The organism is Mesorhizobium sp. B2-3-13 (genome assembly GCF_006442195.1).
Classification (GTDB): domain Bacteria; phylum Pseudomonadota; class Alphaproteobacteria; order Rhizobiales; family Rhizobiaceae; genus Mesorhizobium; species Mesorhizobium salmacidum.
Window position 1 is genome coordinate 123,487 of the sequence record NZ_VFVQ01000002.1, and the last position, 23,289, is coordinate 146,775.

Below are 23,289 nucleotides of genomic sequence, written 5' to 3' on the forward strand. Positions count from 1 at the left end.
GCTGGTGACAACGCGCGTTGTCCAAAAAACGTCAGTTAAGCCGCCTCAGCCTCTCCACCAGCAGCGCAAAAAACCCGTCATGGTCGATGTCGCGCATCACCATGGCGTTCTTTTCCCGCTTGGTCACCCCCCACCAGTCGATCACGGTCATGCCCATGGTCAGTTCCGAGGCGGTTTCCACGCTGACGTTGCAATGGCGGCCCTTGAACAGATCCGGCTTCAGCAGATAGGCGATAACGCACGGGTCGTGCAGCGGCCCGCCGTCGGTGCCGTACTTCTCCTCGTCGTAACGCTCGAAGAATTCGAGCATGTCTGCCGTGGCGATGCCGACCTTGCTGCCAAGCTTGCGGAAAGCGTCGATGCGCTTGGACGTGGTCAGTGCCTTGTGGGTGACGTCGAGCGGCATCATCACGATCGGGATGCCGGACTTGAACACCAGATCGGCGGCCTGTGGATCGACATAGATGTTGAATTCGGCGGTCGGCGTGACATTGCCGCCTTCGAAGAAGCCGCCGCCCATCAGCACGATTTCCTTGATGCGCGGTGCAATGCGCGGTTCGCGGATTAGTGCCAGCGCTATGTTGGTAAGCGGCCCGAGCGGGCAAAGGGTGATGGTGCCGCTCTCTTCCTTCATCAGCGTCTCGACGATGAAATCGACGGCATACTGCTCCTGCAGCTTCATCGTCGGTTCGGGCAGTTGCGGCCCGTTGAGACCGGTCTTGCCATGCACTTCCTCGGCGGTGACCAGTTTGCGCGCCAACGGACGGATGGCGCCGGCATAGACCTTGATATCTGGCCGGCCGGCCAATTCGCAGATCTTACGGGCGTTCTTTTCGGTCAGTTTCAACGGCACGTTGCCGGCAACGGCAGTAATGCCGATGATGTCCAGTTCGCTACTGCCGAGCGCCAGCAGAATGGCGACGGCATCGTCCTGGCCGGGATCGGTGTCGATGATGATCTTGCGTCGTTGGGGCATTTCAATTCCTTGTTTGGCTAGCCATCAGCTCACCGAACCGATCATGCGCCCAAAAAACGCCAACCGGCCGCAAGCTGCCGAACCGCTCGACTGGGAACGGTCCCGGCCTGCGCGCTTCTCCTTGCATCCGCGCGTCGTTTCAAGCGCCATGTCGATTATTCCTGTGAGTCCACGGCTTGGTCTTTTTGGGCGGGTCTTTTGGTGGCTTGAACTTGGTCGTGGGGCGGACCATATCAAGACCATCGGGAAAAATGCCATTTGGGTTTTTCCAGTTTATGTCGCTCTTGAGAGGACAGTGTAACATGAGCCGAATGACGCCTTTCTCCAGCCCGCTTCTCCTGGGTTTCGACGCCATGGAAAAGACCTTGGAGCGTCTGGCGAAGTCCGGTGACAGCTACCCTCCCTACAACATCGAGCGCCTCAGCGGCGCCGACGGCAAGGCCGAAAGGCTACGCATTACACTTGCTGTCGCCGGTTTCGCCGAAAGCGATCTCGATGTGACAACGGAGGAAAACCAGTTGGTCGTGCGCGGTCGTCAGACCGACGATACCGAGCGCGAATTCCTTCATCGCGGCATTGCCGCACGCCAGTTCCAGCGCTGCTTCGTGCTGGCCGACGGCATGCGCGTGATCGCGGCGGAGCTGAAGAACGGCCTTTTGTCGATCGACCTCGATCGGCCGGAGTCTGAACGGCTGGTACGGAAAATAAATATATCGGTGAAAGACTGATCTTCACTGATGGCTCTCATGCGGGATGGCCTTGAGCGGCGTCCTCGCGCCAAGGAGGCTTGAAATGACCAGAACTGACGAAACCATCACCATGACCAGCGGCGAGTTCGCCCATCTCGGCGAAGGCTCGGTCGCCTATCTGCGCAAGGTCTCGAGCGATGAACTGCTCGGCCGCTTCCCCAACATCGGCGAAATCGCGCCCGGTATGGAGCTGTGGGCCCTGTTTGGCGCCAACGGCCAGCCGATCCTGCTTTCCGACGCGCGCGACCGTGCCTTGGCCGGCGCTATGGAAAACGACCTGACCACCGTCGCCATTCATTAAAGTCGGCCAGCGGGTTAACTGAAAAGGGCCGCTCACGGCGGCCCTTGGGGTGATATCTTAAAAAAGATGGCTTCAGGCCGCGTGCGAGGCCTGTGTGTCCGACAAAAGCGCGTGGATCGCCGCGGCGTCGCGCGTTCCCCTGACCTTGGCCACCGTGTCGGCGTCGCGCAGCACGCGCGCGATGCGCGACAGCGCCTTTAGGTGATCGGCACCCGCCCCCTCCGGCGCCAGCAGCAGAAACACCAGATCGACCGGTTGGTCATCCAGCGATTCGAAATCGACCGGGGTTTCCAGCCGGGCGAAAACGCCGGCGATGCGCTTCACGCCGGCGAGCTTGCCGTGCGGGATGGCGATGCCGTTGCCGACGCCGGTCGAACCCAGGCGTTCGCGCTGCAGGATGGTGTCGAACACCTCCCGTTCCGGGATGCCCGAAATCGCCGCGGCTCGCTCGGACAGCAATTGCAGAAGCTGCTTCTTGGAGTTCGCCTTCAACGCCGGCAAGATCGCCGGAACGCTGATAAGATCGCTCAGATCCATGCTTGAAAATCCTTGTTCGCCTGCCGCGCCAGTCCTCACCCCTCGTGCGGCCGGCTTTTATCCCTGTGCGACTTTGGTCGTGGACGGATCGATCCAGCCGATGTTTCCGTCGGGCCGGCGATAGACAATGTTGAGGTGGTCGGTTCCGGCATTGCGGAAAACAACCACCGGACTGTCCTTGGTATCGAGCTCGATGACGGCTGAGGCCACCGACATGGTCTTCAGCGTCATGGTTGATTCGGCGACGATGGCCGGTGCGAAATCCTCCGGGATTTCCTCATCGTCATCGGCAAGCGGTGCCATCACGGTATAGGCAATGTCGGTCAACTCGCCATTGGCATTGCCCGAATTGTGCGATTTCAGACGGCGTTTGTAGCGCCGAAGCCGGGTCTCCAGCCGATCGGCCGCGGCCTCGAAGGCGAGCGTCGGATCCTGGGCATCGCCGGTGGCCTGCAGCGAGGCGCCGGAATCCAGCCTGATCATGCAATCCGCCGAATAGCGCGAGCCCGATTTGATGACGGTGACGTGCCCCGCGAAGCCGCGATCGAAATATTTGCCGATCGCTTCACCGACACGATCGTTGATGCGTGTGCGGAACGCATCGCCGATATCCATGTGCTTTCCCGAAATGCGCAGATTCATCTGAAAACTGACCTTCCTTGCTCAGGCTTCAAACTGGCCCGAGTTTATACTCGTGATCCGTGCGCACAAGCTTTGCGGCGTCACTCGCGCCGATTTAAATCCGAACTTTCCGGTTGATCACAAGCCGCCTTCTTGACCGTCCCGGGTCATTGTCGTGACGGACCATCCGCTAGCGGGCATCAAGCCCGTCTCATGCGGGCGGGCTTCTAGCCACTTCACCGTGGCTTGTCAATGAAACTCGAAAACCGTGGAAATCGCGAGTGCCTAACGGCCGGCACTGGCGAGCGCCCGCTTCTCGCGCCGGCGCTGCACCGATGAGGGAATATTCATGCCTTCCCGGTACTTGGCGACCGTGCGACGGGCGATATCGACGCCGCTTTCCCTCAGCATGTCGACGATAGCATCGTCCGACAGCACATCGACGGGCTTCTCTTCGTCGATCATTTGCTTGATGCGATCACGCACTGCTTCGGAGGAATGCGCATCGCCACCACCCGATGCCGCGATCGAGGCGGTGAAGAAATAGCGCAGTTCGAACACGCCGCGCGGGGTGAGCATGTATTTGTTCGCGGTGACCCGGCTGACCGTCGATTCGTGCATGCCGATGGCGTCTGCCACCGTGCGTAGGTTGAGCGGCTTCAGGTGGCGCACGCCATGGACGAGGAAAGCATCCTGCTGGCGCACGATTTCCGAGGCCACTTTGAGGATCGTCTTGGCCCGCTGGTCGAGGCTGCGTGTCAGCCAGTTGGCATTCTGCAAGCACTCGGCCAGGAAGTCCTTCTCGGCCTGGTTCTTCGCGTGCGGCGACACTTGGGCGAAATAGATATGGTCGACCAGCACGCGCGGCAGCGTTTCGGCGTTGAGTTCGACGGTCCAGCTGCCGTCATTGGCCGCCCGCACCTCGACATCGGCGACGATCGAGTCGCTGGCGCCGCCTGAAAACGCCATGCCGGGCCGTGGGTCGAGCGCCCGGATTTCGGCCAGCATGTCGAGCAAATCCTCCTCATCGACGCCGCAGAGCCGTTTAAGCGTCTGGAAATCGCGGCGCGCCAGCAGTTCGAGATTGGCGATCAGGGCCTTCATGGCCGGATCGAGCCGGTCACGCACCGCAAGCTGCAGGGAAAGGCATTCCGCGAGATCGCGGGCAAACAGGCCGGCCGGCTCGAAAGTCTGGCATACGGCCAGCACCTTGCCCACCGCCACGCCGTCGGTGCCAAGCCGCCCAGCGATCTCCGCCAGATCGGCCCTGACATAGCCGGTCTCGTCGAGCCCATCGGCAAGTTCTCCGGCGATCAGCCGCGCTACGGGATCGGTGAAGGCGAGCGCGATCTGCTCGCCGACATGGTCGCGTAGCGTGATCGCGCCCGCCGCCATGTCGCCGGCATCGAGCCCCTCGGAAGAGGAGCCCCCGCCACTGCCCGAAGCCGATTTCCATTGCGCCGTCAGGTCGGGCCCGAGCCGTTCGCTGGTGCCGGGATCATCGGGAAACAGGTTTTCCAGGGACGTGTCGAGCTTTTCCGAGATTGCCTCGGCGCTCCATGCCGTCTCGCTCTCGAACCAGTCGCCATCGGGCGCCGCTTGCGGCTCAGCCTCGAGCTTCTGCGCCTGATCGCTCGCGGCATCGTCCTGCGGCTCGGCGCGCTCGAGCAGCGGGTTGCGCTCGATCTCCTCGTCGATGAAATGCTCGAGCTCTGCATGGGTGAACTGCAGCAGCCGAATCGACTGCATCAGCTGCGGCGTCATCACCAGCGACTGCGACTGTCGGAGCTGTAGTTTCGCCGCCAATGCCATGGTTCGGTTTCAAACGCCTCCTCTACGCGTCCGGACTTCCGGAATGAATTTCTCGGCCGGCCATAGAAACTGGCCCGGCTTTTGCTTGTCAAGGCAAAGCCTAGCAAAACTCGCTTACCGGAGCGTTATTGCGGATCAAAATCGCGGAAAACTGGTCGTCGGCGCGCAAAAAATCGTATCAGGAAACAAATTTCACGCTGAGAGCGTTTCCAGGAGCCGGGAAAAAATGGCTTTCCAATCGGAATTCGTAAAAACAGAGACGGGACGGTTCGCTGTTTCAGACAGCGAACGTCTCAGAGCGTGAAACCCTCGCCGAGATAAAGCCGCCGCACGTCGGGATTTGCCACCACTTCGTCGGCGCGGCCATGGGTCAGCACCTGGCCGGCATGGATGATATAGGCACGGTCGATGAGGCCGAGCGTCTCACGCACATTGTGGTCGGTGATGAGGACACCGATGCCGCGCGCCGTCAGGTGACGCACCAGTTGCTGGATGTCGGCGACGGCGATCGGATCGATGCCGGCGAAGGGTTCGTCGAGCAGCATATAGGCCGGGCGCGTCGCCAGCGCACGCGCGATTTCCAGGCGCCGCCTTTCGCCGCCCGAGAGCGACATGGACGGCGCCTTGCGCAGATGGCTGATGTGAAATTCCTCGAGCAGTTCGTCAAGGCTGCGCTCGCGAACCTTGCGGTCCTTTTCGACCACTTCGAGCACGGCGCGGATGTTCTGTTCGACATTGAGGCCGCGGAAGATCGAGGCCTCCTGTGGCAGATAGCCGATGCCGAGGCGCGCGCGGCGATACATTGGCATCGAGGTGACGTCGAAGCCGTCGATCTCGATAGTGCCTTCATCCACCGGCACCAGCCCGGTGACCATGTAGAAACAGGTCGTCTTGCCGGCGCCGTTGGGGCCGAGCAGCCCGACGGCTTCGCCAGCGCGCACGCCCAGCGTGACGCCGCTGACGACCTTGCGGCCCTTGTAGCTCTTGGTCAGGCCCTTGGCGATCAAGGTTCCCTTGAACTTCGCCTTGTCGACGGTGATCGCGGCCGGAGCCGAAAGCTTGCCTGCGGCCCGTCCCGGAAGACGCGCCGTCAGCGACGACAGGCTGGCCATCAGGGGTTCGTCGCTCCCGATTTCGACGCATCCGATTTCGGCGGTGGTGTGATCGACATCACGACGCGTTTGCCAGCGCATGGATCAACCTGGGCCAGCCCGGTTTTCATCTGCACGACGAGTTTGCAGCCGACCAGGACATTGTCGTTTTGCGAGAGCACCACCTTCTGACCCGAAAGCACCAGAACCTGGGTCTTCATGTCGAAGCTGCCTTGATCGGCGGTGGCGACCTGCGCATCCGACTTGATGTAGACCTTGTCGGAGATCTCCAGGTGATCGATGTTGGCGGAGCCGGTCATCGCCGCACCTGCCGCTTCCGACCCCTTGGCAGCGGCATTGGGATCCTTGACGTAATAGACCGTCATCTTGCCGGCCTTCATCAACGTCGGTCCCTGGACGACGCTGACATTGCCTGTGAAGATGGCGACACTCTCGGCCTGACGAACCTCCAGCTTGTCGCTTTCGATCTGGATCGGCTTGTCGCCGGACAGTTTGAGACCTGATTGGGTAGTGGACTGCGCCAGTGACGGCACCAGTCCGAGCAGCAGCAACGCCGAAGTTGCAGCCGCGAGCCGCGTCGAACTACTGAGCCGCATTGGTTTCTCCGCTGTTTCCCTCTGCCGTCTTCATGGCGGCGGAATCGATGTTGACGCGCACTTTATTCTCAAAAACCAGAACCTTGCCATTGTCCTGGACCGACATCGTATTCGCCGTGATCCGCGACCCGTCATGGCTGACGTCGACCGGATCGCCCGTCTTCATAGTGCCTTTGCCCATGTCGAGGAAGACCGATTTGAACTTGGCTTGCATGCCGTCGGTCGTGGTGATGATAACGTCGCTGGTCAGGTTCATCGTGTTGCCGTCGCGATTGTAGGTACCGTGCGAGGCTTTTACCGCCGCGACATTATCGGGCGCGATCGGCACCTTGGCGTCGATGCCTTCGAGTTCGATGATGCCTTGCGTGCTCACATCCTGTATCGCCCGCAGCGCCGTCATCGAATAAGGCTGCTTCTGCTTGGTGAAACCGTTGAGTTTGGGATTGGCCATTACCAGCTTGCCGTTGGAGAAGGCGGTGCCTTCGGCCTGCACCGCGACGGAGACGGGCGCGGCGAAATAGGAATAGACCGGGAAGGCCACGGCGATCAACGCCGCGGCCAAGGGCACGGCGAATTTGAGCACGCGCACGCGGCGCGAATGACGCTGGGCGCGGTCGAAAGCTTCGCCCCGCGTCCAGCCATCCGCAGGGGGAGCCAACTCCGTCTCCGGGCTGGTCGGTTCATTCGGTCGCGCTAACATGACTGCTTTCTTCCAAAACCCTGCCCAGGAGCCCCGCCTATAGGTGGGACGCCAGCGCCCTCACGCAAGCACAAGCCGACGAAAACCGCAAAAATGTGACAGCTGCCGTGCACAAACAAAACCGGGTCAGCGCAACAGCCAGTGCTTCATAGCAGAAATAGACGCCCTTGCGTCTTTTTTCATCACTGAAGTTCTTCGCACTTACCTCGCGTCGCTCGCATAGGCCAGTCACAAAAAAGACAGCGTATGGACCGTCGCGCGCGGATCGACGCGCCATGTGCGGGACGGAACTGCTTCCCGATGAAGACATCATGGTCTAAAAGCGTCTCTTCCCGCTGACTGTGAGGCTGACGATGGCATTGAGAGCCGACGACCTGATCGACCGCCGCCGCTTGCGGCGCAAACTGACTTTCTGGCGTGTTGTGGCCTTTGGCATTGTGGCGCTCGGCGTGATGGCGCTGTCGACCTGGTTCTATGGCGACGATTTCGGGGGCCTTGCCGTCGACCACATCGCCAAGGTCAGCATCGAAGGCACCATCACCGAGGACGACGAACTGATCAAGCGGCTGGAGACCATCCGCCAGTCGCCGAAAGTAAAAGGCGTGATCCTGGTGGTCGATTCTCCTGGCGGCACGACCGTCGGCGGAGAGTCGATCTACGAGGAGGTGCGCAAGCTCGCCGCCGACAAGCCTGTCGTGGCCGAGGTCGGAACGCTCGCCGCGTCGGCGGGCTACATGATCGCCAGTGCCGCCGACCATATCGTCGCCCGCAAAACCTCGATCGTCGGCTCGATCGGCGTGCTGATCCAGTATCCCGACGTCAGCGGCCTGATGGACAAGCTCGGCGTCAAGCTGGAGGAGGTGAAATCCTCGCCGCTGAAAGCCTCACCCTCGCCCTTCAAGCCGACCAATGACGACGAACGCGCCATGGTCCGCAAGCTCATCCTGGACAGCTACGACTGGTTCGTCGGCATCGTCGCGGAACGCCGCAAGATGACCCACGAACAGGCGCTGGCGCTCGCCGACGGTTCGATCTTCACCGGCCGCCAGGGTGTTGCCAACGGGCTGATCGACGCCGTCGGCGGCGAGTCCGTGGCGATCGACTGGCTGGTGACCAAGGGTGTCGATGCCAAACTCAAGGTGGTCGAGTGGAAGGACACGGAACGGCGCGGCGGTTTCCTGTGGTCGAAGGCAATGGCACGCACGGTCGCCGGCGCGCTCGGCCTGCCGGACTCCGGCGGCGACGTCATCCATGAACTTGGCGCCGACCGCTTGTTTCTTGACGGTCTCGTTTCCGTCTGGCACCCTTGAGACGCGTTGGGACAGCTGAAAAAGCAAATAAAATCATCCTGATAATTTTGGCCGAACTGCTTTCACGGGGACCCGTCTGATGATCAAGTCCGAGCTTGTGCAGATTATTGCCACGCGCAATCCGCATCTTTTCCTGCGCGACGTCGAAAACATCGTCGGCGCGATCTTCGATGAAATCACTGACGCGCTTGCCGAGGGCAACCGGGTCGAATTGCGCGGTTTCGGCGCTTTTTCGGTGAAGAACCGACCTGCCCGCACCGGCCGCAACCCGCGCACCGGCGAATCCGTCGAGGTCGAGGAGAAATGGGTGCCGTTCTTCAAGACCGGCAAGGAACTGCGTGAAAGACTGAACGGCGGCAAGTAGCCGGACGGCTTGTCCCGGCCCGCTTGCGACGGAAAATATCATGCTCAACCGCTTCATACTTATCGTGATCTTCGTGCCCCTGGCGATCATCCTGATCGCTTTGGCCGTCGCCAACCGCGAACTCGTCGCCTTCACGCTGGACCCGTTCAATCCCGGCAATCCGAAGCTGACGCTGACCTTGCCGCTGTTTATTTTCCTGTTCCTGGCGCTCGCCGTCGGCATGGTCGTCGGCAGCCTGGCGACCTGGGTCAAGCAGGGCCGCTACCGCAAACTGGCGCGCCAGCGCGGCGTCGAGGCGGAAAACCTGCGCCAGGCGGTCCGCGCGCCTTTAGTGCCGCAAGCCCCGGTCCAAGGGTCGGCTCCAGAGTCAGCCCCAGGGTCAGGCCCAGGGTCAGCATTGCCGAAGCCCACCAATTGACGCGTCGGCCGGCGCATTTCTTTTCATGGAGCCTTTCATGCTGACCATTTCGGCCGCCGAGGTCGATCGTGCGCTGACCTTTCCTGGTCTGGTCGAGACGCTGCGCACGGCATTTCGCGAGGGCGCGGTGCAGCCGGTCAGGCATCATCACGCGGTCGAAAGGCCTGACGGTGCGGCGTCGACCCTGCTGCTGATGCCGGCCTGGACCGACTTTCAAGCCGCGGGCGGTTCCGCCGGCGGCCATATCGGAGTCAAGATCGTCACCGTCTCGCCCGACAACAACACCATCGGCAAGCCCGCCGTGATGGGGCTCTACCTCCTGCTCGACGGCGGCACCGGCGAACCGGAAGCCCTGATCGACGGCCAGCGGCTGACGCAGTGGCGCACGGCCTGCGCCTCGGCGCTCGCGGCGTGCTATCTCGCCCGTGACGATGCCTCGCGGCTGCTGGTGGTCGGCGCCGGCGCGCTGTCACCCTTCCTGGCCAAGGCGCACAGCGCCGTGCGGCCAATCAAGACCATCCGCATCTGGAACCGCACACCGGCCAACGCCGAGAAAGTCGCGGCCGATCTGTGCGCCGAGGGCTTCACGGCCAGCGCGGCGACCGATCTCGATGCCGAGCTTGGTCAGGCCGACATAGTCTCCTCGGCGACAATCACCACCACGCCGCTGATCAAGGGTGCGCTTCTGCGGCCGGGAACCCATGTCGATCTGGTTGGCGGCTTCACCCCGACGATGCGCGAAAGCGATGACGACGCGATCATGCGCGCCCGCGTCTATGTCGACACACGCGCAGGCGCCACCAAGGAGGCCGGCGACATCGTCCAGCCACTGGTCTCCGGCGTGCTGAAGCCGGAAGCCATCGTCGCCGACCTGCACGAACTGGCGCGCGGCCAAAGGGAAGGCCGCGGCAGCCCTGACGAGATCACGCTGTTCAAGTCGGTTGGCGCGGCACTCGAGGACTTGGCCGCCGGCATTGCCGTCTACAAGGCGCTCAGGGGCTAATGCATGTCGCCCGGAAGTGTCCTCGGTTCCGGGATAACGACATGCATAGAATCAGAAGCTTGCAGCAGGTCGGCGAATCCTATTCGCCGCGACATGCTGTAGTCGAAGCCAGTTTGGCGCTCATCGCCTTTGCGATCAGGCCGAAATCGGCCGCGCTGATCGGAAACAGACCAAAGCGCAACCGGTAACCCCAGTACGATTTGCCGTTGGTGAATTCCAGCCTCGCAAGCAATGGCTTGATCGGCGCTTCCTCGGCCTGCGCCCAGTCGACATCGCGGCGCAATGGCGTGAAGCCGCCGCCCATGTCGCCTTGGTAGGGGTGTCCTTCCCGCACCGTGCCGATGGCCGTGAACGCCTGCAGACCGTCTTTCTCCCCCAAAACGGTGGTCGGCGAGTAATAGACGATGCCGTCGCCAGGCCTGACGCGGTGCAGCGGTGCCGCCTTGCCGTGGTTGACCTGCATGAAGCCGCCTTGCCGGCCGCGCTGGACATGGTCGGCAGACGCTACCGCGATCCAACACGCGCTCATTTCTGTTCCCCATTGGCCTGTTCTCCGTCGGCCAATGCTTGCCCGCCCACCGGCCGGCGGTGCCGGCGCAGCGACTGGATCAGGTCAAGCAGGCGTTCGGAACGGGACATGGACGCTATCCGGGAGTGGTAAACGATAGGGCCAGCGCTGAGGCAACGGCAAGTGGCGACGGTTCGGAACGGCTTCGGCCCGGAACCGTTGTCGCGTCATGCGACTATATGGCTTCCTGCTCTTCTGGTCTGTCTTGACCGCCACGATCGCTGCGCTCAGCCTCGGGCCGTCCTTCGCCCATGTCCTGGAATCGGCACCCCGGCTCACCCGGTGGTCCCCGGCGCTTTGGCGCGAGGCCACCGTTTTCAACGGGCAGTTCCTGCTCTTCGCTATCATCGGCGCGCCGCTGGATGTCGCGGCGGTCGCCTGCCCGGGACTGCTGGCATGGTTGCTGCGCGAGGATCGGCCGGCGTTCTGGTTCGCACTAGGCGCCGCCTTGCTCTATGCGCTATCCTTGGTGCTTTGGTTCGTTCTCGTCAAACCGGCCAATAACGTTCTCGCCACCTGGGTGCCGGGCCCGATTCCGGACAATTTCGAAGCCATACGGCTGCGCTGGGAGACCGGCCACATGGCCGTCACGGCGGCCAAGGCTGTCGGCTTCGTTTCGCTGGTTGTCGCCCTGCTTTCGATCGGGCGTGGCTGAGCCTCCGCAACCGCAATGTCGCGCGGGTTTGTTGCGCCGATGGGCATAGCTGTGGCAGAAGCGGGCCGAACCGCCGGAGAAGCTGCCTCTTGAAGTCTTTTCGCGTCAAACGCCGCGACGGCCGACCGCACCCAGCGAAGAGCGGGACCGTACAGCCGCGCCCGGCCGAGGATCGTTCCGCGGTCAAGCCAGATGCCAGGCCGCGCGAACAACACAATGTGAAACCGGAAAACCGGTTCGAGCCGAAATCCGCGCCGCGCATCCTCGCCCGCCGCGAAGGCGCCCTGCCCGCTGAGCACCTTCCGGTAATCCTCGAAGTAGCTCCCAACGCAGATTACGCGCTGCTCGACAGCGGTGCCGGCCAAAAGCTTGAACAATACGGTCCCTACCGCATCGTGCGGCCCGAAGGCCAGGCGATCTGGCAGAAGGCTCTGCCGGCAAGGGACTGGGAGCGGGCCGACGCGATCTTTACCGGAGACACCGACGAGGAGGGCATCGGCCGCTGGCGTTTTCCCAAGACACCGCTCGGCGAAACCTGGCCGATGAAGCATGACGGCATCGATTATCTCGGCCGTTTCACCTCGTTTCGCCATGTCGGCGTCTTTCCCGAGCAGGCCTCGCACTGGGACCATATGGCGGACCTGATCGCGGCGGCCAGGCGCCCCGTCAAGGTGCTCAACCTGTTCGGCTATACCGGCCTTGCCTCGCTGGTGGCGGCGCGCGCGGGTGCGGAGGTCACCCATGTCGACGCCTCGAAGAAGGCGATCGGCTGGGCGCGCGAAAACCAGGAGATAGCCGGTCTTGGCGCCAAGCCGATCCGCTGGATCGTCGACGACGCGGTGAAGTTCGCCGAACGCGAGGAGCGTCGCGGCAGCCGCTACGACATCATCCTCTTCGACCCGCCGGCCTATGGCCGCGGCCCCAAGGGCGAAGTGTGGCAGTTGTTCGAGGACCTACCTGATTTGACGGACCTCTGTCGCTCGATCCTGACCCCAAAACCGCTTGCCGTGGTTCTGACCGCCTATTCGATCCGTGCCTCCTTCTTCGCCATCCACGCTCTGATGCGCGACACCTTTGCCGGCATGGGCGGCAAGGTTGAATCGGGCGAGCTGATCATCCGTGAAAAGTCCGTCGGCCGGGCGCTTTCGACTTCACTGTTTTCGCGCTGGGTGGCCTGACATGAACGAACGGCATGCCGGCGCACCAGGCCAGGTGAAGGAAGTCACCAGCCTTGCCAATCCGCTGGTCAAGGACATCAAGGCACTTGCCTTGAAGAAGTTTCGCGACCAGCAGAACGCCTTCATGGCCGAAGGGCTGAAGCTGGTCATCGATGCGCTCGATTTGGGCTGGCAGATCAGGACGCTTGTTTTCGCCAAGGCCGGACGCGGTAACGCAGCCGTGGAAAAGGTCGCGGCGCGCACCGTTGCCGCCGGCGGCACCGTGCTCGAAGTATCGGAAAAGGTGCTTGTCGCCATCACCCGCCGCGACAATCCGCAAATGGTGGTCGGCGTCTTCTCGCAAAAATTCCTGGCCCTGAAGGACATCCGTGCCGACAATGGCGATGTCTGGGTGGCGCTCGACCGGGTGCGCGACCCAGGCAATCTCGGCACCGTCATCCGCACCGTCGATGCCGTCGGCGCCAGGGGCATCATTCTGGTCGGCGGTACCACCGATCCGTTTTCTGTGGAAACTGTACGCGCCACCATGGGTTCCATTTTCGCCGTGCCTGTGGCGAAGGCAACGACCGAGGCATTCCTGGCCTGGCGCGGCGGCTTTTCGGGCCTCGTTGCCGGCACGCATCTGAAAGGCGCGGTCGACTACCGCTCGGTCGATTTCTCCCGCGGGCCGGTGCTGCTGATGATGGGCAACGAGCAGCAGGGCTTGCCCGAAAGCCTGGCGGCAAGCTGCGACAGGCTGCTCAGGATTCCGCAGGCGGGCCGCGCCGATTCGCTCAATCTCGCGGTCGCCACCGGCATCATGCTGTTCGAGATCAGGCGCGGCGCGTTGAAACTCGAACCAATCCCGGACCAGCAATGAGGGTTGCCCAATCGTGAAATCATGGTCTCCCTACGCGCTGCTCGTCATCGTGGCCATCGCGCTCGACCAATGGATAAAGACACTGGTCGAGGCCGGCCTGCCCTTCCAGGAAAAGCTCGACCTTCTGCCGTTCCTGGCGCTGTTTCGCACCTATAATACGGGCATCGCCTTCTCGATGTTCTCCTCCTTCGGCGATACCGGTCTCGTGGTCATCGCCGTGCTGGTCGTCGCCTTCGTGCTTTACCTCGCCACGCGCACGCCATCGGGCCATGTCATCGCCCGCATCGGCTTTGCCCTGATCATCGGCGGCGCGCTGGGCAATCTGATCGACCGTGCCGTCTACGGCCATGTCATCGATTACATCCTGTTCCACACGCCGGTCTGGTCCTTCGCCGTCTTCAACCTTGCGGACGCCTTCATTTCCGTGGGCGCGGCGCTGGTCGTCTTCGACGAACTCATCGGCTGGCGGCGTGAACCCACGCCTCCGAACGCCAAGCCTTCCAAGGATTGACCCCACGCTGCCATCGCCGCACAGTCACACGCCAAGCAAGTTCGCGGAGAAAAAGATGACCGAAACCTTCAAAGCCATCCTCGTTTCGCGCGATGCCGAGAAAAAACAGTCGGTCGCCGTGACTGATCTTACCGACGCCGATCTGATGGAGGGCGACGTTACCATCGCGGTCGAGGCGACGACGGTGAACTACAAGGACGGACTGGCCATCTCGGGCAAGGCGCCGGTGATCCGCCGATGGCCGCTGGTGCCGGGCATCGACCTTGCCGGCACCGTCATCTCCTCTTCCAATCCCGACTGGCGCAAGGGCGACAAGGTCATCCTGAATGGCTGGGGCGTTGGCGAGACCCATTTCGGCGCCTATGCCGGGCGCGCCCGCGTGAAGGGCGACTGGCTGGTGCCTCTGCCGGAAGGCATGAGCGCGCATGATGCCATGGCGGTCGGCACCGCCGGCTACACGGCGATGCTCTGCCTCATGGCCCTGGAGCGGCACGGCATCCTGCCCGATCGCGGCCCTGTCGTGGTTACGGGCGCCGCCGGCGGCGTCGGTTCCGTCGCTGTCTCGATCCTGTCCAGCCTCGGCTACCATGTCATCGCCTCGACCGGCCGCAATGCCGAAAGCCCTTATCTGATCGACCTCGGCGCCGCCGAGGTGATATCGCGCGACGAGCTCAACCAGCCCGCCAAGCCGCTGGCCAAGGAGCGTTGGGCCGGCGGCATCGATTCGGTCGGCAGCCACACGCTGGCCAACGTCCTGTCGATGACCTCCTATGGCGGCGCGGTCGCCGCTTGCGGCCTGGCCGGCGGCATGGATCTGCCGTCGAGCGTGGCGCCCTTCATCCTGCGTGGCGTCTCCCTGCTCGGCATCGATTCGGTGGCGGCGCCGAAGGCCGTACGCCTCGAGGCGTGGCGGCGCATCGGTGCCGATCTCGATGTCGACAAGCTCGCCAGCCTGTCCACGACCATCGGCTTCGACGGCATCATCGGTGCGGCACACGACATCGTCGATGGCAAGATCCGCGGCCGCGTCGTCGTCGACATGTGACCCGTCTAAGGGGTCGCGGGCGCCGGACGGAATTGCCACATCAGCTGGTAAATCCGTCGCCGCCGAGGCAAAAACGCCCAATCCGCTAAAATTCGAACGATCCCCCGCAATTTTCCATAATCTCTGTCTGGCAAAGGATTTCGCATGATCGCGGAATCCGACAGCCAACCGGTCGACGCAGGCGACGGTATCGATGCCGGTGACGACATCGATGCGGCACCGGCGCAAGCGCCGGCGTCTGCGCGGCGGTTTATCGCCGCGCCGCCGCTGGTGCCCGATCAACAACCGGCCAAGCGGGAAGGCCTGCCGATCCTGACCTTCGTTGTCATGGCGCTGGCAGGCCTCTCCTACCTGACCGGGGGCCCGGCCTTCATCAGCGTGGCGTTGCTGGTAACCGGCCTTGCCGGCCTGGCCATGCATCTGCACGCCAGACGCAGCGTGCGCCGCAATACGGTCATGCTTGACGAAACCACAGCCCGCAACCGCGCCGAGATCGAGACGCTGGCCGATCGCATGTGGGAGATGCAGGAAAGCGAGGAGCGCTTTCGCGGTCTCATCGATGCGCTCGGCGACCTCGTCATCCATCGCGACCGCGACGGTTACATCGTCTATGCCAACAAGGTGTTCGCCGACCTTGTCGAAACCGATCAGCGCGACCTTGCCGGCAAGACGCTGGCCGAGCTCGGCATCGAGGTCGGTATCGTTCCCGATGCCGCTTTCTCCGACCATGAATGCCTGAGTTCCACCGACGTTGAAATCCGCACGCCGACCGGCCCGCGCTGGTTCTCGTGGATCGAGCTGTCGGTGCGCGACAAGGACAGCAATGCCGTCTCGCATCGCGCCATCGCCCGCGACATCACCGCACGCAAGCGCGCCGAATCATCCATGATCACCGCGCGCGAGCGCGCTGAGTTCGCAAGCCAGGCCAAGTCGCGCTTCCTCGCCACGGTCAGCCATGAGATCCGCACGCCGATGAACGGCATCATGGGCATGGCCAGACTGCTCGCCGACACCAGGCTGTCGCCGGAGCAGCAGACCTATGTCGGCGCCATCTCGACTTCGGCCAGCGCCTTGCTTGCCCTGATCGAGGACCTGCTCGACTATTCCAAGATCGAGGCCGGACGCTTCGATCCCGAACCGCAGCCGATGTCCGTGCGTGAGATCGCCGACAACATCATCGAATTGATGGCCGCACGCGCCTTCGCCAAGAATATTGGCCTCGGCTGCCATGTCGAACCGGATGTGCCGCAATTGATCACAGCCGATCCGGGCCGGGTCAGGCAGGTGCTGCTCAACCTCATCGGCAACGCCATCAAGTTCACCGACAGCGGCGGCGTTCTGGTCAGCGTCGCGCGCGCCCGCACCGAGACCACCGACCGCATCTGCTTCACCATCGCCGATACCGGTCCGGGCCTGCGCGACGAGGACATGGAGCGCATCTTCGAGGAATTCGAGCAGGCCGACGGCACCTCGACGCGCCCGCATGGCGGTGCCGGACTGGGACTTGCCATCTCCAAGCGCCTGGTGGCCGCCATGGGCGGCGCGATTTCGGTTTCCAGCCGGCTTGGCCAGGGATCGGAATTCGTCTTCGAAATTCCCGCCATATCAGCCACCGAGCCGCCGCAGGGCCGGTTGAACGCGCTTGCCGGGCGACGCGCCGTGATCCTGTCCAAGAACACCGTCGAGGCCGACGCCATCGCCCGCACCATCCGCGCCAATGGCGGCGCGGCCGGCATGGCCACCACCGTGGCTCAGGCCGCTTCCTTTGCCGACGGCTGCGACGTGCTTCTGGTCGACGCGGCCCTGGAAGAGAGTGACGGAAGGCTGCTCAAGCGGCTTCGTCAACATGGGTTCGCCAATTGCGAAGCCATCACGCTGATTGCCCCCACCGACCGCGGCATGCTTGGCGAGTTTCGCGGCAGCGGCTACGCGACATTCCTTGCCCGGCCAGTGCGCGGAGGAACACTCTTGCGTGTCCTTTTGAGCAGCCACGCACCGGTCCTTGCCACGCCGCAGCCGGAAAAACGCCGCGCACCGGCGCTTCGTGCGTCAGGCGAACGCCAGCAGGGCCTGTCCGTGCTGATCGCAGAGGACAACGACATCAATGCCATGCTGGCCCGTGCAACGCTGCTGAAAGCCGGACATCGCGTCAAGGTGGTCGGCAATGGCAAGGCCGCCGTCGAGGCGGTCACGGGCGCCGGCCACAACCGCCGTTTCGACGTGGTGCTGATGGATCTGCATATGCCGGTCATGGACGGGCTGGACGCCATTGCCGCGATTCGTCGCCATGAGGAGGAGACATCCGTGCCGCCCGTGCCGATCATGGTGCTGTCAGCCGATAGCCAGGAAAAGACCCGCCATGCGGTGCTTGCCCACGGCGCCAGCGGCTTCGTCACAAAGCCGCTTGACCCTGAGGCGCTGGTCAGCGCCGTCGAAGGCCAGGTCGCCGCTTGAGCCGCCTTTTCCCGGTGCGTGGCTGACGAAGACCACCAAAAAAGCAGCACGGTTTCGGCGCCCGCGAACACGACGCACCTGGGGCCTTGTGACGCAACATAGCCGGTTGACCGTTTTCGCCAGCCGACGAAGTATTGCCCGCGACGCCGTATCACGGTACTGTCACAATCCTGTTGCACCTACACCGTATCCCCGTGCCAAGAGGGATGGCTCGAAGGAGAATCACTCGTGCATACAGTTATGCCGGAATGTGACACTCGGCCGAACGCCAGCAGCGCCTTGCTCGCCGGACGTAATGTCGATTCCGTCATAAAAGGCGCAGCGCTCGGCCGTATCGGCAACCTCGAAGTGCGGCTTGCCCGCAACGAGGCCGAGATCGCGGCCGCGCAGGAAGTGCGTTACCGTGTATTTTATGATGAGCTTGGCGCCAGGAAGGATCTGTTCCAGGCGCAGGACCGCCGCGACGCCGACCGTTTCGACCCGCTCTGCGACCATCTGCTCGTCCTTGATACCACGCTTTCCGGCCCTGAGCACCGCCGCATCGTCGGCACCTATCGCTTGCTGCGGCAAGAAATCGCAGCAACCGCCGGCGGCTTCTATTCCGAAGGCGAATTCGAGCTGACCAAGCTCATCGCCCGTCATCCCGGCCAGCGTTTCCTCGAACTCGGCCGCTCCTGTGTTTTACCCGAATACCGTTCGAAGCGCACCATCGAGGCGCTGTGGCAAGGCATCTGGGCCTATATCAATCATTACGAAATCGGCGTGATGACCGGTTGTGCCTCATTCCACGGCACCGTGCCTGCGGCGCATGCCGAGGCGCTCACCTATCTCGCCCATCATTGCCGCACAAACTCGGCCTGGGACGTGCGGGCTGTGTCCGAACGTTATTGCTCCATGGACCTGATGCCGATCGAGGCGGTCAACACCAAGGCGGCGATCGCGGCGATGCCGCCTCTGGTCAAGGGCTATCTGCGGGTAGGCGCTCGCATCGGCGATGGTTGCGTCATCGACCGCGAATTCTCCACGGTCGACATTTTCGTCGTGATGCCGGTCAAGGAGATCGGCGCACGCTACGTCAATTATTATGGCGGGGAAGCGCAGCGCTTCGCCGCGTGACGCTAGCGAATAGCGAATAGCGAATAGCGAATAGCGAATAGCGAATAGCGAATAGCGAATAGCGAATAGCGAATAGCGAGAGCTGCGCCGCAACCATGCGTTCTGCCAACCCTATTCGCTACTCACTACTCGCTATTCCCTTCTTTTCACGGAATGTCTTCCGGCCGCCGGCCGGGCCGGCTCTTGTAGGATGGAAAGGTCCAGCCGAAACGGAGCGCACCACCGCGCACCGCGAACGCGGCGGCGAAGCCGGCCAGCTCGGAAACGATCGGCGGCAATCCTGTGACATCGCCAGCCGTGAAGATTGCAGCGCCCGCGAGCGCGGCCGTAACATAGATCTCCGGCCTCAGCAGCACCGAGGGTTCACCCGCCAACAGATCACGCAGGATGCCGCCCGACGTGGCGGTGAGCACGCCGGTGACGACGGAAACGACCGGCGAACTGGTAATGGCCAGACCCTTGGCCGCACCCATCACCGAAAAAGCGGCCAACCCGACGGCGTCGAGCCAGAGCAGCCACTTCCAGCGGGATTCGACACGGTGCGCACCAAAGAACACCAGCACCGCGACCGCCGCGCAGATCAGCACGTAGCTGGAGTTGGCGACCCAGAAAACCGGCAGATTGAGGATGACGTCGCGAAGCGTGCCGCCGCCGATACCGGTGACGCTGGCCAGGAACAGGAAACCGATAATGTCGACCTGTTTGCGCGACGCCGCCAACGCCCCTGTCGCCGCGAAGACGGCAACGCCGGCATAGTCGAGAAGGGCGATGGGGTTCATGGGTTAGGGGAGTAGGGGAATAGGGGAATAGGGGAATATGTTTAGCACGAAGCCGCTTGATTCATACGGCTTCCTGTTTCTTTCCCCTACTCCCTATTCCCCTACTCACGCATCCTTCTCGGCCTGCTCATTGACCGGCCCTGGCTCGACCGGCGCGTCGGCCGCGATTTTCGGGCCGCCCTTGGCGACGCCGACCATGGCTGGGCGCAGCACTCGCTCGCCGATCGAATAGCCCGGCTGCACGACCTGGACCACGGTGTTGGCAGGGACATCGGGATTGGGAACTTCGAACATCGCCTGGTGGAAATTGGGATCGAACTTCTCGCCTTCCGGAGCGAGTTTCTTGACTCCATGCCGTTCCAGCGCCGACAGCATGGCGCGCTCGGTCAGATCGACGCCTTCGATCAGTGCCTTGAAGCCGGCATCCCCCGACGCCTTGGCCTCGGCGGGAATGGCATCCAGCGCGCGGCGCAGATTGTCTGACACCGACAGCATGTCACGGGCAAAATTCGCCACCGCGTAGGTGCGCGCGTCGTGCACGTCGCGCGCGGTGCGGCGGCGCAGGTTCTCCATCTCGGCCGCGACGCGTAGTGCGCGGTCCTTCAGCTCTTCGTTTTCCTTCAGCAGGCGCACAAGCGCTTCATAGTCGCCATCGATGCTGCCTTCCGTACGCTCGACATTGGCCTCGGCCGCCTCGGCTTCACTGGGCGCGCGTTCGTCTTTTGCCTGGTCGCTCATCGCCGTTTCCCGTCATCTCGAATGGTATGGATTTGTGCCCGATATCGAGGTTCGCAGGCCAAAAATCAAGGGGAAAGCGAACGTAAGGACCTTTCACCGGACCTGGAAGGCACCAAGGCGGTAGTCCGATTTTAATTCAAATTTTACCGTGCTTGCCGGCTTTGCTTGCCACAAGGCCGTGATGCGGGAACCATTCCGTCGCTGGAGGAGTTTGGGACCCGACGCAGGATTTGAACCGATGACCCGCAACAAGCTCGAAAAAACAGAAAGGCTCGCTGCGGAGGTTCTTCGGGCAATTGCTCGACCACCTCGACAGGGTCGAGGATGGCGACGTCGGTTGGCGACGGGCAGTGAGGATCGACTAGGCCTTACGCGACAATTACGCACAGTAACTTTACGTGATCATCGGCTTGCGGTGGCGGCGCACCCCGCCTATGCTTCCTGATGAACATGATTTCCCCCGAAGCGGCGGCCAATAGCAAGCGCGCCTGGCTCAAGATTCTGGCGCGCTACAAGAAGCCTGACAGGCGGCGCAGCGCACTCGAACTTGCCATCACCCTCATTCCCTTCGCCACTCTGTGGGCTCTGTCGTCCGCGGCCTATGCCTATGGTCATTGGTGGGGACTGATCCTCATCTTGCCCGCGGCCGGATTCCTGGTGCGGATTTTCATGATCCAGCACGATTGCGGCCATGGCTCCTTCTTTGCCAATCGCCATGCCGATGACTGGATCGGTCGTGCGCTGGGCATCCTGACGCTGACGCCTTACGACTGCTGGCGGCGCGCCCATGCCACGCATCATGCCAGCGCCGGCAATCTCGACGAGCGCGGCATGGGAGACATCAGGACGTTGACCGTCGCCGAATACCGGCGGATGTCCTGGCGGGGCCGTCTGGCCTACCGTCTCTACCGCCATCCCCTGGTGATGTTCGGCCTTGGGCCGGTCTGGCTGTTCATCTTCTCGCAAAGGCTGCCCGTCGGCATGATGCGCGGCGGCCTGACGCCCTGGGTTTCGTCAATGACCACCAATCTTGGCATCGCGCTTGCCGCGGCCATCCTCATCTGGGTCATCGGTCCCGGCGCGTTCCTGATTGTCCATCTGCCGATCGTCATTCTCGCCGGTTCGGCCGGCATCTGGCTGTTCTATGTCCAGCACCAGTTCGAGGAGACCGAGTGGGCGAAGGATGGGGAATGGGAGTTCCAGCACGCCGCCCTGCACGGCTCGTCCTATTACGACCTGCCGCCGGTGCTGAACTGGCTCACCGGCAATATCGGCGTTCACCACGTCCACCACCTCTCCGCCAGGGTGCCCGGCTACCGGCTGCAGGAAGTGCTGCGGGACTATCCCGAGTTGCGCGGTATCGGCCGCGTCACGCTGCTCGAGAGCCTGCGCTGCGTCAAACTGGCCTTGTGGGACGAAAGCCGCAGCAAGCTGATATCGTTCCGCGAGGCACACGCGGCGCTATAGGCGCGGTCCACGCAGCGGACAAAGGGCCGGATGAGAGGCCGCGCAAAGCTTCTCAACCGTCCGGCCAGTCCTCAAAGCCTCAGGCCGCCTGCCGCTCGTCGCGCATCAGGATCTCGCCATGGCGGATCTCAGTGCCCAGCACCTTCAGGCATTCGCGGATGAAATTGGACAGGCCCGGCCAGCCCTTGGCCGAAACGAGATTGCCGTCGACATGGGCTCCGTTCGGCGCGACGTCGATATAGATGCCGCCCGCCAGCGTCACCTCCGGCTCGCAATAGTGAAGCGCCGCCACTTCCCTGCCCCGCACCACGCCGTCGACCGCGATCAGGATCTGCACGCCATGGCAGATGGTGAAGATCGGCTTGCCTGTCTCATGGAAGTGCCGCACCAGCGCCTGCACGCGCTTGTCGATGCGGATGTATTCGGGACCGCGGCCGCCCGCCGCGTAAACGGCATCGTACTGGGCCGGATCCACGTCGGAAAACGTCTTGTTGAGGATGTAATCGTGGCCGGGCTTTTCGGTGTAGGTCTGGTGGCCTTCGAAATCGTGCAGCGATGTCTTCAGCACGTCGCCGGCCTTCTTGTCCGGGCAGACGACATGCACGGTGTGGCCGACGGCATGCATGGCCTGTTCAAAGACGAAAATTTCATATTCCTCGCTGAACTCGCCGACGAGCATCAATATCTTCTTGCCAGCCATTCCCGGTTCCTCCCTTTGGGGCCATTATTTCGGGTTCCGAAATAATCGCATTATCCTAAGGGCAAGATGATGCAAGGAAAAGCGCAAATCGCACAATTGGTACGACCAGTTTGGGTCCTTCCTCGATTGAGAGGGCTTTGGCTTTCATAGAAAACGCGTCAGCTGCCGCGAACCCGGCGCCAGGAATATTTCGGACCTTTGGGCTCCGCTATGGCCGCAGGCTGGTAGTAAAGCCCCAACCCGCCGGTGCGGCCCTCTTCCAGGCGCTTCAAGAGCACTGGATTCGAGACCTCGAACTCGTCGAAGCCAAGCCGCAGCATGTGCGGCAACGGGTCGACCAGGACTTGCCCGGTGGCACGCAGCGCGCCCGTGAAATGATAGCGGCTGCGTAGCAGTTCGCCCTTGGAGAAGGAGCGGCCGTCACCGAAGGCCGGGAAGGCCAGCGCCACCAGCGACAGTTGGTCGAGCAGATCGGCGATCTTCTCGAGCTGATCGCCGGGCTGCAGGAGGGCGCCGAGCCGCTCCTTCGCCGAGCGGCGCACCTCCGGGTCGAGGTCGAGGAACGCCTGCAGCGGCAGGATGAAGCGGCCATTGCCGGAAAGCGCATCGGCGCTTTCGGCATGGATCCACTCGTCCTCGCGAAAACCCTCCGGGGTCCAGAGCCGGGTCTCCGGTGTCGTCGGTTCAGTCATCAAAATTCCCAAAAATTCGAAGCGCTCA

The 23,289-nt window shown here is 62.8% G+C and carries 27 protein-coding genes and 1 pseudogene; 15 read left to right on the plus strand and 13 right to left on the minus strand.

Features of this window, described 5'->3' with window-relative positions; genetic code table 11:
* Positions 1-31: 31 nt before the first annotated feature.
* Complete coding sequence (locus FJ941_RS03055) at positions 32-976, minus strand: nucleoside hydrolase (protein WP_140502975.1); 945 nt, start codon at positions 974-976, stop codon at positions 32-34.
* On the opposite strand from FJ941_RS03055, the gene FJ941_RS03060 reads away from it, so the two are divergent.
* The 3 genes from FJ941_RS03060 to FJ941_RS03070 all read left to right on the plus strand — a co-directional run bounded on the left by FJ941_RS03060 (position 951) and on the right by FJ941_RS03070 (position 2,026).
* The gene (locus FJ941_RS03060) at positions 951-1,277 is read left to right on the plus strand and encodes a hypothetical protein (RefSeq protein ID WP_140502977.1); all 327 of its coding nucleotides are present in this window, start codon (positions 951-953) and stop codon (positions 1,275-1,277) included. The two genes, FJ941_RS03055 and FJ941_RS03060, sit on opposite strands and share 26 nt — an antisense overlap.
* Before the next feature lies 1 nt (position 1,278).
* Positions 1,279-1,704 (plus strand): Hsp20 family protein, encoded by a 426-nt coding sequence (locus tag FJ941_RS03065; protein WP_013893014.1) that lies wholly within the window; start codon positions 1,279-1,281, stop codon positions 1,702-1,704.
* A 64-nt stretch (positions 1,705-1,768) separates the two neighbouring features.
* Positions 1,769-2,026 (plus strand): DUF1150 family protein, encoded by a 258-nt coding sequence (locus tag FJ941_RS03070; protein WP_015315721.1) that lies wholly within the window; start codon positions 1,769-1,771, stop codon positions 2,024-2,026.
* Positions 2,027-2,098: 72 nt separating this feature from the next.
* Here FJ941_RS03070 and ptsN read toward each other — a convergent pair whose 3' ends face one another.
* The 6 genes from ptsN to lptC all read right to left on the minus strand — a co-directional run bounded on the left by ptsN (position 2,099) and on the right by lptC (position 7,404).
* The gene (gene ptsN / locus FJ941_RS03075; RefSeq protein ID WP_027056629.1) at positions 2,099-2,563 is read right to left on the minus strand and encodes a PTS IIA-like nitrogen regulatory protein PtsN; all 465 of its coding nucleotides are present in this window, start codon (positions 2,561-2,563) and stop codon (positions 2,099-2,101) included.
* A 57-nt stretch (positions 2,564-2,620) separates the two neighbouring features.
* Entirely contained in the window at positions 2,621-3,205 is a 585-nt protein-coding gene (gene raiA, locus FJ941_RS03080) for a ribosome-associated translation inhibitor RaiA (protein WP_027143036.1), read from the minus strand.
* 264 nt (positions 3,206-3,469) lie between these two features.
* Positions 3,470-4,996, minus strand: coding sequence for an RNA polymerase factor sigma-54 (rpoN, locus tag FJ941_RS03085; protein WP_140502978.1), 1,527 nt, complete (start codon positions 4,994-4,996; stop codon positions 3,470-3,472).
* 293 nt (positions 4,997-5,289) lie between these two features.
* Positions 5,290-6,108, minus strand: coding sequence for an LPS export ABC transporter ATP-binding protein (gene lptB / locus FJ941_RS03090; RefSeq protein WP_027143038.1), 819 nt, complete (start codon positions 6,106-6,108; stop codon positions 5,290-5,292).
* A complete protein-coding gene (locus FJ941_RS03095; protein ID WP_027143039.1) occupies positions 6,108-6,704 on the minus strand; it encodes an LptA/OstA family protein in 597 nt (198 codons plus the stop codon). Before FJ941_RS03095 ends, lptB begins: the two co-directional genes overlap by 1 nt.
* Entirely contained in the window at positions 6,691-7,404 is a 714-nt protein-coding gene (gene lptC / locus FJ941_RS03100; RefSeq protein WP_140502980.1) for an LPS export ABC transporter periplasmic protein LptC, read from the minus strand. The genes FJ941_RS03095 and lptC overlap by 14 nt, the downstream gene beginning before the upstream one ends.
* 353 nt (positions 7,405-7,757) lie before the next feature.
* Between lptC and sppA the strand changes: the two genes are divergently transcribed.
* The 4 genes from sppA to FJ941_RS03120 all read left to right on the plus strand — a co-directional run bounded on the left by sppA (position 7,758) and on the right by FJ941_RS03120 (position 10,499).
* Positions 7,758-8,714 carry a signal peptide peptidase SppA gene (gene sppA, locus FJ941_RS03105; RefSeq protein WP_140502982.1) on the plus strand — a complete coding sequence of 319 codons (957 nt, stop codon included), beginning with the start codon at positions 7,758-7,760 and terminating at the stop codon, positions 8,712-8,714.
* A gap of 79 nt (positions 8,715-8,793) precedes the next feature.
* On the plus strand, positions 8,794-9,078 hold the full coding sequence (locus tag FJ941_RS03110) for an integration host factor subunit beta (RefSeq protein WP_006200394.1): 285 nt from the start codon (positions 8,794-8,796) through the stop codon (positions 9,076-9,078).
* A 40-nt stretch (positions 9,079-9,118) separates the two neighbouring features.
* The gene (locus FJ941_RS03115) at positions 9,119-9,496 is read left to right on the plus strand and encodes a DUF1049 domain-containing protein (RefSeq protein WP_140502983.1); all 378 of its coding nucleotides are present in this window, start codon (positions 9,119-9,121) and stop codon (positions 9,494-9,496) included.
* A 37-nt stretch (positions 9,497-9,533) separates the two neighbouring features.
* Positions 9,534-10,499 (plus strand): ornithine cyclodeaminase family protein, encoded by a 966-nt coding sequence (locus FJ941_RS03120; RefSeq protein WP_140502985.1) that lies wholly within the window; start codon positions 9,534-9,536, stop codon positions 10,497-10,499.
* Between the two features lie 79 nt (positions 10,500-10,578).
* Here the strand turns inward: FJ941_RS03120 and FJ941_RS03125 are convergent, their stop codons facing one another.
* The gene (locus tag FJ941_RS03125; protein ID WP_140502987.1) at positions 10,579-11,028 is read right to left on the minus strand and encodes an EVE domain-containing protein; all 450 of its coding nucleotides are present in this window, start codon (positions 11,026-11,028) and stop codon (positions 10,579-10,581) included.
* A gap of 26 nt (positions 11,029-11,054) precedes the next feature.
* Positions 11,055-11,138: pseudogene (locus tag FJ941_RS03130) on the minus strand (transcriptional regulator); the annotation flags it as partial.
* 98 nt (positions 11,139-11,236) lie between these two features.
* Between FJ941_RS03130 and FJ941_RS03135 the strand changes: the two are divergent.
* The 7 genes from FJ941_RS03135 (at position 11,237) to FJ941_RS03165 (ending at position 18,885) form a co-directional block, all read left to right on the plus strand.
* Positions 11,237-11,722, plus strand: a complete 486-nt coding sequence (locus tag FJ941_RS03135) for a DUF1772 domain-containing protein (RefSeq protein WP_140502988.1) — start codon at positions 11,237-11,239, stop codon at positions 11,720-11,722.
* Positions 11,723-11,811: 89 nt separating this feature from the next.
* Entirely contained in the window at positions 11,812-12,900 is a 1,089-nt protein-coding gene (locus FJ941_RS03140; RefSeq protein WP_140502990.1) for a class I SAM-dependent rRNA methyltransferase, read from the plus strand.
* A gap of 1 nt (position 12,901) precedes the next feature.
* Complete coding sequence (locus FJ941_RS03145) at positions 12,902-13,759, plus strand: RNA methyltransferase (protein ID WP_140502992.1); 858 nt, start codon at positions 12,902-12,904, stop codon at positions 13,757-13,759.
* A gap of 13 nt (positions 13,760-13,772) precedes the next feature.
* Positions 13,773-14,270, plus strand: coding sequence for a signal peptidase II (gene lspA, locus FJ941_RS03150; protein WP_140502994.1), 498 nt, complete (start codon positions 13,773-13,775; stop codon positions 14,268-14,270).
* Positions 14,271-14,325: 55 nt separating this feature from the next.
* Entirely contained in the window at positions 14,326-15,315 is a 990-nt protein-coding gene (locus FJ941_RS03155; protein ID WP_140502996.1) for an MDR family oxidoreductase, read from the plus strand.
* Between the two features lie 144 nt (positions 15,316-15,459).
* Positions 15,460-17,769 (plus strand): PAS domain-containing hybrid sensor histidine kinase/response regulator, encoded by a 2,310-nt coding sequence (locus FJ941_RS03160; protein ID WP_140502998.1) that lies wholly within the window; start codon positions 15,460-15,462, stop codon positions 17,767-17,769.
* A gap of 240 nt (positions 17,770-18,009) precedes the next feature.
* Complete coding sequence (locus FJ941_RS03165) at positions 18,010-18,885, plus strand: GNAT family N-acetyltransferase (protein ID WP_032935138.1); 876 nt, start codon at positions 18,010-18,012, stop codon at positions 18,883-18,885.
* A 146-nt stretch (positions 18,886-19,031) separates the two neighbouring features.
* Here FJ941_RS03165 and FJ941_RS03170 read toward each other — a convergent pair whose 3' ends face one another.
* Both FJ941_RS03170 and grpE read right to left on the minus strand, forming a co-directional pair.
* Complete coding sequence (locus FJ941_RS03170; RefSeq protein ID WP_140503000.1) at positions 19,032-19,664, minus strand: trimeric intracellular cation channel family protein; 633 nt, start codon at positions 19,662-19,664, stop codon at positions 19,032-19,034.
* Positions 19,665-19,769: 105 nt separating this feature from the next.
* Positions 19,770-20,402, minus strand: a complete 633-nt coding sequence (gene grpE, locus FJ941_RS03175; protein ID WP_027143051.1) for a nucleotide exchange factor GrpE — start codon at positions 20,400-20,402, stop codon at positions 19,770-19,772.
* A 444-nt stretch (positions 20,403-20,846) separates the two neighbouring features.
* On the opposite strand from grpE, the gene FJ941_RS03180 reads away from it, so the two are divergent.
* On the plus strand, positions 20,847-21,869 hold the full coding sequence (locus FJ941_RS03180) for a fatty acid desaturase (protein WP_140503002.1): 1,023 nt from the start codon (positions 20,847-20,849) through the stop codon (positions 21,867-21,869).
* 79 nt (positions 21,870-21,948) lie between these two features.
* Here FJ941_RS03180 and FJ941_RS03185 read toward each other — a convergent pair whose 3' ends face one another.
* A complete protein-coding gene (locus FJ941_RS03185) occupies positions 21,949-22,569 on the minus strand; it encodes a DJ-1/PfpI family protein (protein WP_140503003.1) in 621 nt (206 codons plus the stop codon).
* Between the two features lie 158 nt (positions 22,570-22,727).
* A complete protein-coding gene (locus tag FJ941_RS03190; RefSeq protein ID WP_140503005.1) occupies positions 22,728-23,261 on the minus strand; it encodes a DUF934 domain-containing protein in 534 nt (177 codons plus the stop codon).
* Positions 23,262-23,289 lie beyond the last annotated feature (28 nt).